The organism is Priestia filamentosa (assembly GCF_900177535.1).
GTDB lineage: Bacteria > Bacillota > Bacilli > Bacillales > Bacillaceae_H > Bacillus_I > Bacillus_I filamentosa.
Map to the genome: position 1 here is coordinate 1,342,510 of NZ_FXAJ01000001.1, position 12,877 is coordinate 1,355,386.

At 35.3% G+C, this 12,877-nt stretch carries 12 protein-coding genes; 5 read left to right on the top strand and 7 right to left on the bottom strand.

Going from position 1 to position 12,877, the window contains the following annotated elements; translation table 11 throughout:
• Positions 1–10 precede the first annotated feature (10 nt).
• From B9N79_RS06865 to B9N79_RS06875, 3 genes are all read left to right on the top strand, one after another.
• Positions 11–496 (top strand): hypothetical protein, encoded by a 486-nt coding sequence (locus tag B9N79_RS06865; RefSeq protein ID WP_231573194.1) that lies wholly within the window; start codon positions 11–13, stop codon positions 494–496.
• A 439-nt stretch (positions 497–935) separates the two neighbouring features.
• Positions 936–1,721, top strand: coding sequence for an SDR family oxidoreductase (locus tag B9N79_RS06870; protein ID WP_040061004.1), 786 nt, complete (start codon positions 936–938; stop codon positions 1,719–1,721).
• Positions 1,722–1,777: 56 nt separating this feature from the next.
• A complete protein-coding gene (locus tag B9N79_RS06875) occupies positions 1,778–2,548 on the top strand; it encodes an SDR family NAD(P)-dependent oxidoreductase (protein ID WP_085118034.1) in 771 nt (256 codons plus the stop codon).
• A 100-nt stretch (positions 2,549–2,648) separates the two neighbouring features.
• On the opposite strand, the gene comJ is transcribed toward B9N79_RS06875, so the two are convergent.
• Positions 2,649–3,059 carry a competence protein ComJ gene (gene comJ, locus B9N79_RS06880; protein WP_040061007.1) on the bottom strand — a complete coding sequence of 137 codons (411 nt, stop codon included), beginning with the start codon at positions 3,057–3,059 and terminating at the stop codon, positions 2,649–2,651.
• Between the two features lie 34 nt (positions 3,060–3,093).
• On the bottom strand, positions 3,094–3,534 hold the full coding sequence (locus B9N79_RS06885) for a NucA/NucB deoxyribonuclease domain-containing protein (protein WP_053102086.1): 441 nt from the start codon (positions 3,532–3,534) through the stop codon (positions 3,094–3,096).
• Between the two features lie 429 nt (positions 3,535–3,963).
• Between B9N79_RS06885 and B9N79_RS06890 the strand changes: the two genes are divergently transcribed.
• Complete coding sequence (locus B9N79_RS06890) at positions 3,964–4,881, top strand: M14 family zinc carboxypeptidase (protein ID WP_240516652.1); 918 nt, start codon at positions 3,964–3,966, stop codon at positions 4,879–4,881.
• A 606-nt stretch (positions 4,882–5,487) separates the two neighbouring features.
• On the opposite strand, the gene B9N79_RS06895 is transcribed toward B9N79_RS06890, so the two are convergent.
• The 3 genes from B9N79_RS06895 to B9N79_RS06905 all read right to left on the bottom strand — a co-directional run bounded on the left by B9N79_RS06895 (position 5,488) and on the right by B9N79_RS06905 (position 8,320).
• Positions 5,488–6,918: a HAMP domain-containing sensor histidine kinase gene (locus B9N79_RS06895; protein ID WP_019392651.1), complete on the bottom strand. Its 1,431-nt coding sequence runs from the start codon at positions 6,916–6,918 to the stop codon at positions 5,488–5,490.
• Positions 6,899–7,588, bottom strand: a complete 690-nt coding sequence (locus B9N79_RS06900; protein WP_040061010.1) for a response regulator transcription factor — start codon at positions 7,586–7,588, stop codon at positions 6,899–6,901. The genes B9N79_RS06895 and B9N79_RS06900 overlap by 20 nt, the downstream gene beginning before the upstream one ends.
• A gap of 66 nt (positions 7,589–7,654) precedes the next feature.
• Positions 7,655–8,320 (bottom strand): hypothetical protein, encoded by a 666-nt coding sequence (locus B9N79_RS06905; RefSeq protein ID WP_046217616.1) that lies wholly within the window; start codon positions 8,318–8,320, stop codon positions 7,655–7,657.
• 161 nt (positions 8,321–8,481) lie between these two features.
• Here B9N79_RS06905 and cls point away from each other — a divergent pair, with 161 nt between their 5' ends.
• Positions 8,482–9,978: a cardiolipin synthase gene (gene cls, locus B9N79_RS06910; protein ID WP_040061015.1), complete on the top strand. Its 1,497-nt coding sequence runs from the start codon at positions 8,482–8,484 to the stop codon at positions 9,976–9,978.
• 29 nt (positions 9,979–10,007) lie between these two features.
• Here the strand turns inward: cls and B9N79_RS06915 are convergent, their stop codons facing one another.
• A complete protein-coding gene (locus B9N79_RS06915) occupies positions 10,008–11,324 on the bottom strand; it encodes an APC family permease (RefSeq protein ID WP_040061017.1) in 1,317 nt (438 codons plus the stop codon).
• Positions 11,325–11,384: 60 nt separating this feature from the next.
• Entirely contained in the window at positions 11,385–12,776 is a 1,392-nt protein-coding gene (bcaP, locus tag B9N79_RS06920) for a branched-chain amino acid transporter BcaP (RefSeq protein WP_019392656.1), read from the bottom strand.
• Between the last annotated feature and the right edge of the window lie 101 nt (positions 12,777–12,877).

The window sequence follows — 12,877 nt, forward strand, 5'->3', positions numbered from 1 at the left end:
AGATTTAGAGGTGAAAAACTTGATTTCTTTATTAATTCGAATAGGATTAGTATTATTTTCTTGGGGAACTCTTATTTTTCTTCCTAAAAAATCATTTGCAAAATATCTTCCTGTTACTTTCTTTTCAACTTCAATTCTTCTAGTAGAAGCCCTGTTAGGTAGGTCTTACAAGTGGTGGAAAATAAAAGGGGGAGAAAAAGCGGCTACAAACAATGCTTTAGCATTTATTTTTGGTCCTTATTTTATCGGGAATATATGGATTTTTCACTTAACATACGGTAAGTTTTGGTTATATTCCCTTACTAATTTATTTGCAGATTCTCTGCTGGCTTTTCCTTTAAACTCATTATTTAAACGATTTAATCTCTATAAATTAAAGAAATTTAAACCTATACACCTTTTTCTAACTGCTTTCCCTTATTCTTTGTTTAATTATGCTTTTCAGTTATATATAGATAAAACTCAACAAACAAATATCTTTGAAACCAGGAAATGAACATATTTTTCTGGTTTTTTTATTGTATACAAAGTGCCAACTTAGTTAACATAAAAGCTGTTTGAGAAAATAAAAAAGCACAAATCCGTTTAGTACCAATAATTTCAAGCTTTTTCTTTATAATTTTATTATTTATAGAATATTAAAAAGGTTGGATTTTTAAAATTGAGTATAAAAAATACGGTAGTTTAAAATAATAGATAAAGAATAATCAATTCAAAATATTTGATTAAGTGAATTATAAGAGTTACTATTAGTAACAAAGTTATTTATAAGCGCTAAGTTCACTAATAAATTATTTTACATCAATAAAAGAGAGGAAAAGATGACTTACAGCGCTATATATTTTTAATTCAAGATAACTTAAGTGAAGATAATTTAAGTTATCTAAAAAGTACTAGATTATTTTCTACGCTAATGGTAAAGGGATGGGAAACTAATGAGTAATCGTTTTGACGGGAAAGTAGTATTAATTACAGGTGCAGGATCTGGTTTAGGCAGAGCCTCTGCTTTACAAGTAGCTAAAGAAGGTGCAAATCTTTCGCTTGTTGATTTAAACACTGATTCACTAGAAGAAACAAAAAGTAAAGTATTAGAAGTTGCCCCAAATGCAGAAGTGTTACTTATTACGGCGAACGTGACAGATGAAAAAGCAGTTGAACAGTATGTAAATGAAACGGTTAAGAAATTTGAAAAAATCGATGGTTTCTTTAATAATGCAGGGATCGAAGGGAAACAAAGTCTGACAGAGGATTTTGGAATTGATGAATTTCAAAAAGTAGTGAATATCAACTTAAATGGTGTGTTTTATGGTTTGAAACATGTATTGAAAGTTATGAGAAAACAAGAGTTTGGCTCTATTGTTAATAGTGCTTCTGTTGGTGGTATTCGTGGAATAGGAAACCAATCTGGTTATGCGGCTAGTAAACATGGTGTGGTCGGCTTAACAAGAAATTCTGGAATAGAATACGGGCAATATGGAATCAGCATCAAAGCTATTGCCCCAGGCGCCATCATGACACCAATGGTTGAAGCTTCATTAAAACAAATTGATCAAGAAAATTGGGAGGAAGTGGGGAAACAATTTGTTGAACCAAACCCAATGAAACGTTTTGGTAAACCAGAAGAGGTGGGTTATTTGGTAGCATTTCTACTCTCTGATCAATCTAGATTTATCAATGCAGTTGTCATTCCAATTGATGGTGGACAATCTTATAAATATTAAAAGAAAGAGATTTATTTCTTTATTTCATTATACGAACAAAAAGGAGCGTTATTATTATGTTATTTGAAGACAAAGTAGTATTAATAACTGGAGGAGCTGGTGGCATTGGTATTGCTGCTGCGAAAGCATTCGCAAAAGAAGGAGCAAAATTAGCTTTAGTAGATCTGAAGCGGGAGCCACTAGAAAAGGCAGCTGAGTCTGTGGATGCAAAAGACATTTTATTACTTACAGCTAACGTCTCAATTGAAGATGAAGTGAAGGAATATGTTCAAAAGACGAAAGAGTATTATGGGAAAATTGATGTTTTTATCAATAATGCTGGTATTAACGGGGAATTTAAAGATATAACAGAGCAAACAGAAGAAAACTTCCAAAATGTATTTGGAGTTAACGTAATGGGTGTATTCTTTGGTTTAAAATATGTCCTTCAATTGATGAAAGAACAAAAGAGTGGGGCAGTTGTTAATACAGCTTCTAACGGTGGTTTACTAGGGGCTCCAGGAATGAGCGCATATGTGGCATCTAAACATGCCGTCATTGGATTAAATAAAACAGCTGCACTTGAAGTGGCGGAATATGGAGTTCGTGTGAACGCTGTGGCTCCATCAGGTGTAAATACAGAAATGATGAGAAGCATAGAGAAGAATGCTATGGGCGAAAAGGTAGAAGAAGCAAGAAAAGCATTTGAAGCATCAGTCCCTATGAATCGATATGCAACTGCAGAAGAAATTGCAGATTTAATGGTATTTTTATCTTCAGAAAAAGCATCATTTACGAGTGGATCTTATTATAGAATAGATGGCGGACAAGGAGCTACATCTGTTTAATCTATCTCCTATTATATAGATTCTTTTTTATTTCAATCTTGTATTGCTTCGAGAAACGGGCAAGCAAATCAAACGATATTGTCATAAGAATGAATTATTTTTAAACTTTCTTAAATTGAAAAATATACCTCACACGATAGAGTTCTTCAGCATTTGAAGGCTCAAGAGGAAGGGCATCAAAATGAACAGAATAGGATCCTTTTGGTATGTCAAAAAATAATCCCTTTTGGCCTACGCTTGAAATTATAATCCCATCTTCTAGTACTTCAAAAGGAAGTGAAAAGGAACGGACCGATTCATTGATCATTTTATACTCATTGATAACTCTAACACTCACTTCACATGTTGTATTAGACAATGTTTCAATGGAAAGTATTCCGTTTTGACTGATATATCCCTGTTTAAGGTCTACTTCTTTCCATTCCAGATAAGGTTCTTTTATTCCATGATGATATAGCACAAGCTGTGAATAAGAAACCGTTAAATCCTCTATAGGCCATGAATTCCTCAACGTATAATACTCCCTCTCAATATAGAGTAAAATCTTAGTTTAAACTAAATTTAACACGAGTCCCATCTGGGAAATCTTCAATAGCATTGCCGACCCATGCTCCTGAACCACGATTATCAGAGGAGGGAACATATCTTACACTTGCACCAGCGCCTCCTTCTTCACATACGGCCATTGGCCATTCATCACGATCATAACCTGATTTTGTGGGGATGCCTGCTAAAGATTCTTTCCGATTAGCATCTGCACCATCACGATCGATTGTACAAACTGAAGGGTGACCAGCAGCTATAGCATCACTGATATGATCGGCAGTTAACGGATAGCGTTCAGTAGGGAAATTTAAAACTTCATCATACGAACTGTAGGCTACAGCCTTAGGTTCATTCTCTGAAAATGAGATTCCAAAAGATCCAACAACAAGAGATCCAAGAGCTAAAGTACTTAGTGCCATTTTTTTTAAGGTGCTTTTCATAAAATAACCCTCCATTTGATTGTTTTAGTAATATTATCAATTATTAATATAATGGAAGGATATTAAATTCCAGTTACAAGGTTGTAAAAAATGAATTTTATTAAAATCCCTAATACTCATCAATGAGCGCCTTTGTGTCATCTCCTAAAAATGAATACAAGAAAAAATAAAACCAGTTATTTATCTAATTTTCACATTATTGGAAGGTATTCTATTTATAATTTTGAATAATATTAAAGAGGTATTCTAAAAAATGGGGGGATGAACATGATGAGAAAAATAATGAAAACAGGAACCGCTACAGCATTAGCTTTATCTCTATTAGTAGTACCGTCACTCTATGATTCTGTTAAAGCTGATGGTAACAGGACCGATGTAAATCCACATCCTGAACTTTTAAAAATTGAAAGTTTAACAAACTATGACGAAATGTCTAGATTTCTCAAGAACGTTGATCGAAAATCAGAACACGTTAATGTAGAAGAGATTGGCGAATCTGTGAAAGGACGTAAACTTCATCTTGTGAAAATAGGGAATAATTTTGATGACTCAAAGAAACCAACAATATTATTTTTAACCCAACAGCATGGTAATGAACCATTAGTTACGGAATCTGCAATTAGAGTGATTCGTCAGTTATCAACCGATAGCAAAAAAGCGAGAAGCTTAATTGATAAAGTAAATATTTTAGTTGTACCACGTTTAAACCTTGATGGTGCAGAAGGTGATGTGGATTGGGATAGTTCGCATTTATATAGAGGGGGGCTGCAGACTCGCAATAATGCTAATGGTATTAATTTAAACAGGACCCATAATTCATTATCCCAACCAGAAACAAAGGCATTGCACGAAAATGTACTTCAACAGTATGACATTGATTATGCCATTGATTTTCATCATCAAATTGCGAATCGGGCTACTGATGATGGAGAGCTTGTTTCCGGTGCAATGCTTTACCCGACAAATGACGGCGTAAAGGATGAAGTTCTCGAAAGTTCAAAAAAACTAGGATCTGTTGTGTATAAAGCAATAGAGCCAAAGAAGTACAGTAATTTAGCACGCTATCATAGTGATAGTACGTCGACCTCCATTGCCAGAAATAACTTTGCGGCGCGTTACGACATTCCAACCCTTCTCTTTGAAAATAGAGGACTTTCTGATTCACCAAATAGATCTGCTATTTTAGAACAAAAAGATAAGGAGTATTTAATTAAACAAGGGGAAGTAGCGATGATGGCTGCCATCGAAGCGTTAGCTGACCGTTCTATCGAAACAGCTGATACAAGCGTCTGGGATTCCCTGCCGGAACAACATACTGTAGAGACGGAGCTTCAAGAAAGTGAATAACTGCAACACATTTTCTTCCCAGCGGTAAGTGAATAACCCAAGAATCCCTACGGATGTGTGGAGTATATTATTGGAAATGAAAGAGGTTGGTCGTCTTTTAGGCACCCAACCTCTTTCATTTCTTAAGGTGGGATTAATTCTAAAGATCTTCATATTCTGAACAAATACGCTTCTGTGTCTATTCGTACCCCTAAAATACGATTCTTTAATTACTCCTAGCTTTTAAAATAAAGTTTGATTAAAAACGTTCATCATCACTTCGCTTTTGCTGTTCCTTTATACTTTATGGACAAATTATTAATTTATAGAAAAAGAAAAAGTACTTTAAAAAGTCTTTTTCTTATTACATATCGTTAATTGAACAACTTCCTCTATCATCCTCTTTTGTATAAAAGAGAGAAAATCGAACATTCTAATTACTATTAATAGAGGTAGGTGTATAAAATGGATACGATGAGAATTATTCAATATGTATGCAGCATTTCAGGTGTTATTCTTTTAGGATTCACCTATTATCACATTCTAAAAAAAGAAAGTAAGACAAAAAATAAAAATAAAACATAATCGTAAAAAAAAGCCATGATGAGAAGCATGGCTTTTTTTAATTTAATCTGTATGAAGAGGGAGTGTAATTGTAAACGATGTTCCTTCATTAGAGGAAGCTTGTAAAAATAAGTCTCCGTTCATAGCTCGTGCTAACATCTGGCTAAAGGGAAGACCAAGCCCTAATCCACGGACTTCGTATTTTTTCTTTTCTCCTCTGAAAAATCGATCAAATATAAAAGGTTGTTCTTCTTCAGAAATAGGAGGTCCGTTATTTGTAACCGTAATGAGTAGTTGTGTTAAGCTTTCTGAACACTCTATTGTAATATGACCGCTGTCCTTCATCGCATGTTTAGCATTGTTTAAAAGATTGGTCATAATTTGTTGAAAGCGCATTGGATCTACATCAACAAGTATAGATGTGTTGGTTGCATTAATATCATATGAAAGAGCTTCATTTCCTTGTGCAAGATGCCACTGATACGTGATTTCTTTAACTAAATCAAGCGCATTGTGAGTTTCAATGTTAATAGGAATAGCCTGAGCTGTAAAAGCATTAAAGTCTAGCAAATCTCCAATCATGTTTTGAAGTTTGCTTGTTTCTTTTACAGAAATGTCTAGAAACTCTTTTGCTTCTTCTCCTGTTACAACATCGTCTTTAACAGCTTGAAGAAGACCACTTATTGAAGTGACAGGCGTTTTTAATTCATGAGTTACACCTGCAAGAAGTTCAGCACGCAAAGACTCAAGACGTTCAAGCTTTTGGGCCATTTCTTTAAAGGAGTGAATAAGCTCATACATTTCCTGCTGTGGTACGTTCTCAGATAAATTTACGTCATAAAGTCCTGCTTCAATACGTTTGGCTGCCTTTGACACGTCTTGAATAGGGGAAGTTAACTTTCGGGATAAAAAGTAAATAGCCCCCCAGCCTAGAAGTCCAAGGCTAATAATCATAATAAGTAAAAGACTATATTCTTGGTGAACTTCGGTTAATTCTTTTTCAGGCTGAACAACAAGAACCCATCCTTTTTCCCCATTTTCCATTTCAATAGCTGATTTTACAACATAGATATCGTATGGAGGAGAATCAAGACGAAACTTTTTAACCGTATCTTTACTGCTAAAAAAAGACGATGACACAAAGCTGTTTATAACTCCAGGTGAACGAACATTTGAGAAAATGACTTTTCCATTTTCATTGACAATATAAAGAGAAGGTTCTTTTTTGGAATTAAGAATTTTGCTGCGATCCTCCAAGATATTAGGAAAGATTTTTAGAGGGCCATCGATATCATTTGCAACGCTGTTTTCCATCCGATCGGCAATTTCTTCTGCCATATATTTGTTTAGATTTAAATTATTTTCAAGTGTTGAATGTCGAATCCACAGAACACTCATAATCAAGATAATAGCAAGACCAATAACGAGTGTTAAAGCATAACGAGTTGTCCAATAGCGAAGAAGCGATGAGCGTTTAGCTTGTTGTGTATACACAAAATTGATACCCCAATCCTCGTAGTGTCTTAATTTCTCCTTCATCAGTGTTCCAGTTTTCTAATGCTCGACGAAGACGCTTAACAGATAAATCAACGGCTCTGTCACTTCCTTCATAATCTATCCCCCATACTTGATCAATAAGCTGATCTCTTGTAAATGTTTGGTTCGGATGTTGAGCAAGGAAAAAAAGTAAAGATAAATCTCTTCTCGTTAGTTCAACAGAGACTCCATTTAACGTTACTGTATGTGATTTAAAGTCTAGTTTTAAATTACCAAAATATTGGCTGTCTTCGCTATTAAGCGTACCAACAGAGCGACGTAAAACGGCTTGAACTCTCGCAACCACTTCATCAGCTACAAAAGGTTTTGGAATGTAATCGTCTGCACCTCCATTAAGGCCTGATAGACGATATTGCACATCACTTAGCGCTGTCAACATAATGACAGGTGTAGCGCTTTTAGTCCGTATTTCTTTTAAAATGTGCCATCCGTCATAATCAGGGAGCATCACGTCTAATAAAACGAGCTGAAAAATTTGCTCGTCAAATTTTTCAAAAGCTTCTTGCCCTGTGAAGGCTTGTTCAATGCTGTAGCCGGCTTTCTTTAAATAAACGGAAAGAATTCGGCTTATCGTTTGTTCATCTTCTACAATTAAAATTTTTTGCATGTTTCTCACTTCCTTGAAAGTCTACTTCTATTATAGCGAATAAGTAAAGCTTGAGAATAGCTTTACTTATTCATGATATGGAAAAAAGACTCTCGCACAACTTCTAGGAAATAAATCAAGCTCTTTTAATTTATGGGGATGTTTTCTTACAATTTCTTTTAAAAGTTCACGTTCGTTTTTATTTTCAACATTTATGTCAAGGAGAGTAGCTGCGCGCTTTATTTTTTGACATCGAATTTCTTCTTCAAGAGTTTCTAATGGTTTTTCTTCTACTGAAATACGAAGCTCACTTGCTTCTTGTAGGATCATTTGTTGGCGTACTAATTTTGAAAGAGTTAGAAAATCTAGATTCTTAGGCGAGATTCCTAATCTTTGTGCTTCAGTTTCTAAATGAAGAGCATAAAGATGTTGAGAAATTTCATTTTTGCTTTTTCCGTTTGTTTCAATACCGGCATTTTGTGCTTTTTGATATAGATGTTTGTGACGAATCTGATTGCGAAGCTGGGTGAATGTTTGCTTTTCTGTTGATATACCGAGTTTTTTAGCCTGTCTCATTAGTCTTTTAACTCGTGCATGTTGTAAAAGAGCTTGATCTTTTTTAGCTCTGTTTCTTTTCCATCTTTCTAAAAAGGCTTGTATATGAGAACGGACAGGGTCCTGAATTAGCGTTTCTTGATCATAACGATGTTTGTTTGAATGGTTTTCAAGTGATTCGTTCCATACAGATGTCATGTTATTTCCTCCTTATTTCTCGTAAGCGTTTCTTTTACTTTATCTTAGAAATATGTCAAGAAGATGTCCTGAGTTAAAAAGTCATATTCTCTCAGTTTGAAAAAGTACATAATAGGCTATGGTAACAGTACGAAGTGGCGTTTATAGAGAGGAAGAAAAATATGAAAAAAATTCGACAGTTTTTATTTTTTCTAGGTATGACCGTTTCTTTTATAGTTGTGGTGGTAACAAACTATTCATTAAACACAAAAATTGTATTTGGGCTAATCTACATAATTATTGTGCTTTCCATTTGTGGGGGAATTATGCTTGAAAATCGTTCTCCTTACAAAACGCTCCTTTGGATGTATGCTATTATCTTTTTCCCTCTTGTTGGATATGTTTTTTTCATTTATTCTGGACAGCTTGAAGTAAAAGGGCATTTGTTTAAAAAAAAGCGAGAAAAACATATTGAGATGATGAAGAAAATGATTCACTGCAGACCGTCTGAGCTATCACAAGGATTCAATGAAAAAGAAAAATCGTTTGCAGATTTAGTGGAAACGCTAAGTCAACACCCTCTAAGCTGCTACTCTCAAACAGAAGTGTTGAAAAATGGAGATGAGACTTTTCCAGCTATTCAAGAAGAGCTAAGAAAAGCTCGAGAGTATATTCACCTTGGATACTATACGTTAAGAGATGACAAAGTTGGGATGAGTATTATCGACATTCTTTGTGAAAAAGCTAAAAACGGGTGTGAAGTTCTTGTTTATCACGATTTTATCGGCAGTTCTCTTTCAAGGAAGACGATTAAAAAAATGAGAGAATGTGGTGTGCGTGTACATGGCTTCTTGCCGCTTCGTCGAAGTTTTTTTAACCAAAAGCTCAATTTTCGAAATCATCGTAAAATCATTGTAATTGACGGGAAAGTAGGATTTGTAGGTGGAATGAATATTGGGGATGAATATATAGGAGAAGGGAAGAGATTTTCATTTTGGCGTGATACCCATCTGAAAGTAAAAGGAGAGGTTGTGCAAACTCTTCAAGCTGCTTTTTTATCAGATTGGTTTTATATAACAGGGGAAGAGCTTCCGTTTTCTAAGTATAAAGCAAAAGAATTACAAAACGGGGATGGTGGCATACAAGTTGTAACAAGCGGTCCTGATTCAAGTCAAAGCGTAATGAGTGATTTGTATCATGCAATGGTAACATCAGCAAAGGAATCTATTATTATTGCAACTCCATATTTTGTTCCAAACAAAGATATTCGTACGGCACTGAAAATTGCAGCTGCTCGTGGAGTAGATATTAAAATTATGGTACCGCGTAAAAATGATGGTTTTTTAACTCAGTATGGAACAAACTCTTATTTTGGAGAGATGTTAAACGAAAATATAAATATATATCAATATGAAAAAGGATTTATGCATCATAAAATTCTTATTGTTGATGACAAAATTGCCTCTGTTGGCACAGCAAATGTAGATATTAGAAGTCTTCAGCTTAATTTTGAAATCAACGTATTTTTACTTCATAGTAAAACAATTCAACAGCTTATTCATAATTTTTATGAGGATATAAAGGATAGCCATAAAGTAGAAAAACAAGCGTATAGACATCGCTCTTTGTTGGAACGATTGAAGGAATCATTTGCTCGTTTGTTTTCTCCAGTATTATAAAAAAAGAAAGAGGAGTTCCTCTTTCTTTTTTATATTCTTTGCCTTTTTTTCTTGATAGCGTAATATATCGGAAGTCCAATAATAGTGACACCAATAGAAAGCAGACATGATAAAGGTTTTGTCATAAGAGTACTAATTAATACAAAAAGCGAACCTATAATCGCAATGATTGGTAATATAGGATAAAGAGGTACGCTATATTCCCGTTTCTTCTTATTCTTCTTACGCAGTATAAAAACAGCGAAGAAAGCGAGCATATAAAACATATAAATAGTAAAAACAGCAAGATCTGACAGCTTATCTGGATTGCTAGCAAACATGACGATAGAAGCTAAAATCATCTGCAGTAGAACGGAAATCCAAGGAGTTTGAAAGGAAGGGTGAATTTTAGCTATACTTTTGGAAAATGGAAGCTGTCCACGTTCTGCCATTGCAAATGTTACACGCGGGAATGTTAAAATTTTTCCATTTAAACATCCGAAAATCGAAACGATAATGCCGATACTAATGATTTTTCCTCCGATATCTCCAAAAAGCATCGTAGCTGCCGTGCCTGTTGCATTTTCACCAAGCTTTACAATCTCTGTAGCTGGTAACACATGAAGAAGTGCAATGTTCACAAAAAGGTAACACGCGGTCACAATAAGAAGGCCAGCTGTCATTGCTCGCGGCAAAAGTTTTGCGGGGTTTTTCATTTCTCCTCCCATTGAAGCAAGGAGAATCCACCCATCATAAGCAAAAAGCGTAGCTAAAATGGCAGCTCCTAAGTTCATATCCGTAAGCGCGCTGTCAACAGTTGAACCAATAGTTTCGTTGCCTTTCCATAGGCCAAAAATAATAATAAATACGATAGGAACTAATTTTCCGACTGTTGTGAGCGTTTGAACAAAGCCTCCATATTTTGTCCCAACAATATTTACAATACATAAAAAAATAACTGTTATAACTCCAACAACACTTTCTAATGCTGAATTCCATGAAAAAAGATTTGTAAGCAAGGAACCAAAATACAGTCCAAGCGCCCCGATGACAGCAGGACCGTAAACAATGGTCTGAACCCATCCACATAAAAAGCCCCAAAGTTCACCATATACTTCTTCAATATAGGTATATAAACCACCTGTCTTTGGAATTTGCGAGCCAATTTCAGCAACTGTTAAGCCGCCAGCAAGCGTTAAAATTCCACCAAGAAACCAGGCGAGTAGAGCCATGTTTGCAGTACCCGAGTATGTTAAAACAGTGCCAGGCTTCATAAATACACCAGAGCCAATAATCGTACCAACAACAATAGATAATGCGAAAAATAAACCAACTTCTTTTTTTAATTCTTGACTTTGTGAATTCATAGATGCACTCCTAAGGAAGAGAACGCTTTTTAAAAGAAAAAGCGTTCTCCAGTTTGAAAATTATGATTTGACATTTAAATTGCTATGTTTTTTCCCATATAAGAAGTAAACAACAGCTCCAGCAGCAATCCAAATAATAAATGAAATCCACGTAATTCCTGGTAAGCTTAGTGATAAATAAATACAAAATAGGGCGCTTAATAGAGGAACAACTGGAACGAATGGAACACGAAAAGTAGATTTAACATCTGGAAATTTCTTGCGCAAAATGATAATAGCAATGGAAACAAGCGTAAATGCAGCAAGAGTTCCCATATTAACGAGGTGGGCAAGCGTTGTTAAATCAAGAAAACCAGCAATTCCTGCGCCAATAAATCCTGTAATCCACGTATTTAAAAATGGCGTTTGACGTTTTTTATTTAAACGCGATAAAGGCTTCGGTAGAAGACCATCCCGACTCATTACAAAGGACAAACGAACTTGTGCATAAATAAGAGCTAAAATAACGGTAACCATTCCAATAACAGCGCCAACGGAAATAAAACCGGCAATCTTGTCTTGTCCAACAAAGGAAAGAGCAAATGAGACAGGAGCATCTACATTAAGCTTTGTGTATGGAACAATTCCTGTTAAGACAGCAGATACAGCAATATATAACACTGTACAGACAACAAGAGACCCAATAATTCCAACTGGCATATCACGCTGTGGGCGCTTTACTTCTTCAGATGCTGTGGCAATTGCATCAAATCCAAGGTAAGCAAAAAAGACGGTTGCAGCACTTGTGATGACACCGCTAATTCCAAAAGGCATAAAGGGAGACCAATTTTCAGGTTTAACATACCCAATTCCAGTCACAATAAAAGCTAAAATGACAACGATTTTTAAAATTACCATTACGTTGTTAAATCGAACGCTTTCCTTTACTCCGTAGCTAACAAGAGCTGTAATTAGAAGAATGATGATTACAGCAGGTAAGTTTACAATTCCACCTTGTCCACTTAAAGGAGCAGATCCAAGCGCGGTTGGAAAATGGAGACCAAAACCTGTTAGGAAGGATTGAAAATAAGAGGACCATCCTGTAGAAACAGCCGCCATTGCAAGTACATACTCAAGCATCAAATCCCATCCAATTAAGAAAGCGAAAAACTCACCAAGTGTAGCATATGTATAGGTATACACGCTACCTGAGACAGGAACGGAAGAAGAAAACTCCGCGTAGCAGAAGGCAGCAAGAGCACAAGCGATTCCAGCAATAACAAACGATAAAGTAAGAGCAGGACCAGCGCTTGTTGCTGCAACAACACCTGTAATAACAAAGATGCCTGTTCCAATTACACAGCCAACACCAAGGAAGATAAGATCTAACACGCTAAGCGTTCTTTTTAAATCTTTTTGTGTGCTTTGAGCTAAAAGAGCTTCTATCGTTTTCTTCCGAAAGATACTATTCATAAATAAAAATCACCCTTTCTTCGATATGAAATTGTCTTTTTGAAACATGAATTGCTTTATGTAGTATATTGTCGTTTTGTATCAGCGTCAAGAGAAGGTTT

Bases quoted from the DNA above. Each gene is read 5' to 3' on its own strand.
- B9N79_RS06870 (WP_040061004.1), top strand. From the start codon at position 936: ATGAGTAATCGTTTTGACGGGAAAGTAGTATTAATTACAGGTGCAGGA.
- B9N79_RS06875 (WP_085118034.1), top strand. From the start codon at position 1,778: ATGTTATTTGAAGACAAAGTAGTATTAATAACTGGAGGAGCTGGTGGC.
- B9N79_RS06885 (WP_053102086.1), bottom strand. From the start codon at position 3,534: ATGAAAAGCACCTTAAAAAAAATGGCACTAAGTACTTTAGCTCTTGGA.
- B9N79_RS06890 (WP_240516652.1), top strand. From the start codon at position 3,964: ATGTCTAGATTTCTCAAGAACGTTGATCGAAAATCAGAACACGTTAAT.
- B9N79_RS06900 (WP_040061010.1), bottom strand. From the start codon at position 7,588: ATGCAAAAAATTTTAATTGTAGAAGATGAACAAACGATAAGCCGAATT.
- B9N79_RS06905 (WP_046217616.1), bottom strand. From the start codon at position 8,320: ATGACATCTGTATGGAACGAATCACTTGAAAACCATTCAAACAAACAT.
- cls (WP_040061015.1), top strand. From the start codon at position 8,482: ATGAAAAAAATTCGACAGTTTTTATTTTTTCTAGGTATGACCGTTTCT.
- B9N79_RS06915 (WP_040061017.1), bottom strand. From the start codon at position 11,324: ATGAATTCACAAAGTCAAGAATTAAAAAAAGAAGTTGGTTTATTTTTC.
- bcaP (WP_019392656.1), bottom strand. From the start codon at position 12,776: ATGAATAGTATCTTTCGGAAGAAAACGATAGAAGCTCTTTTAGCTCAA.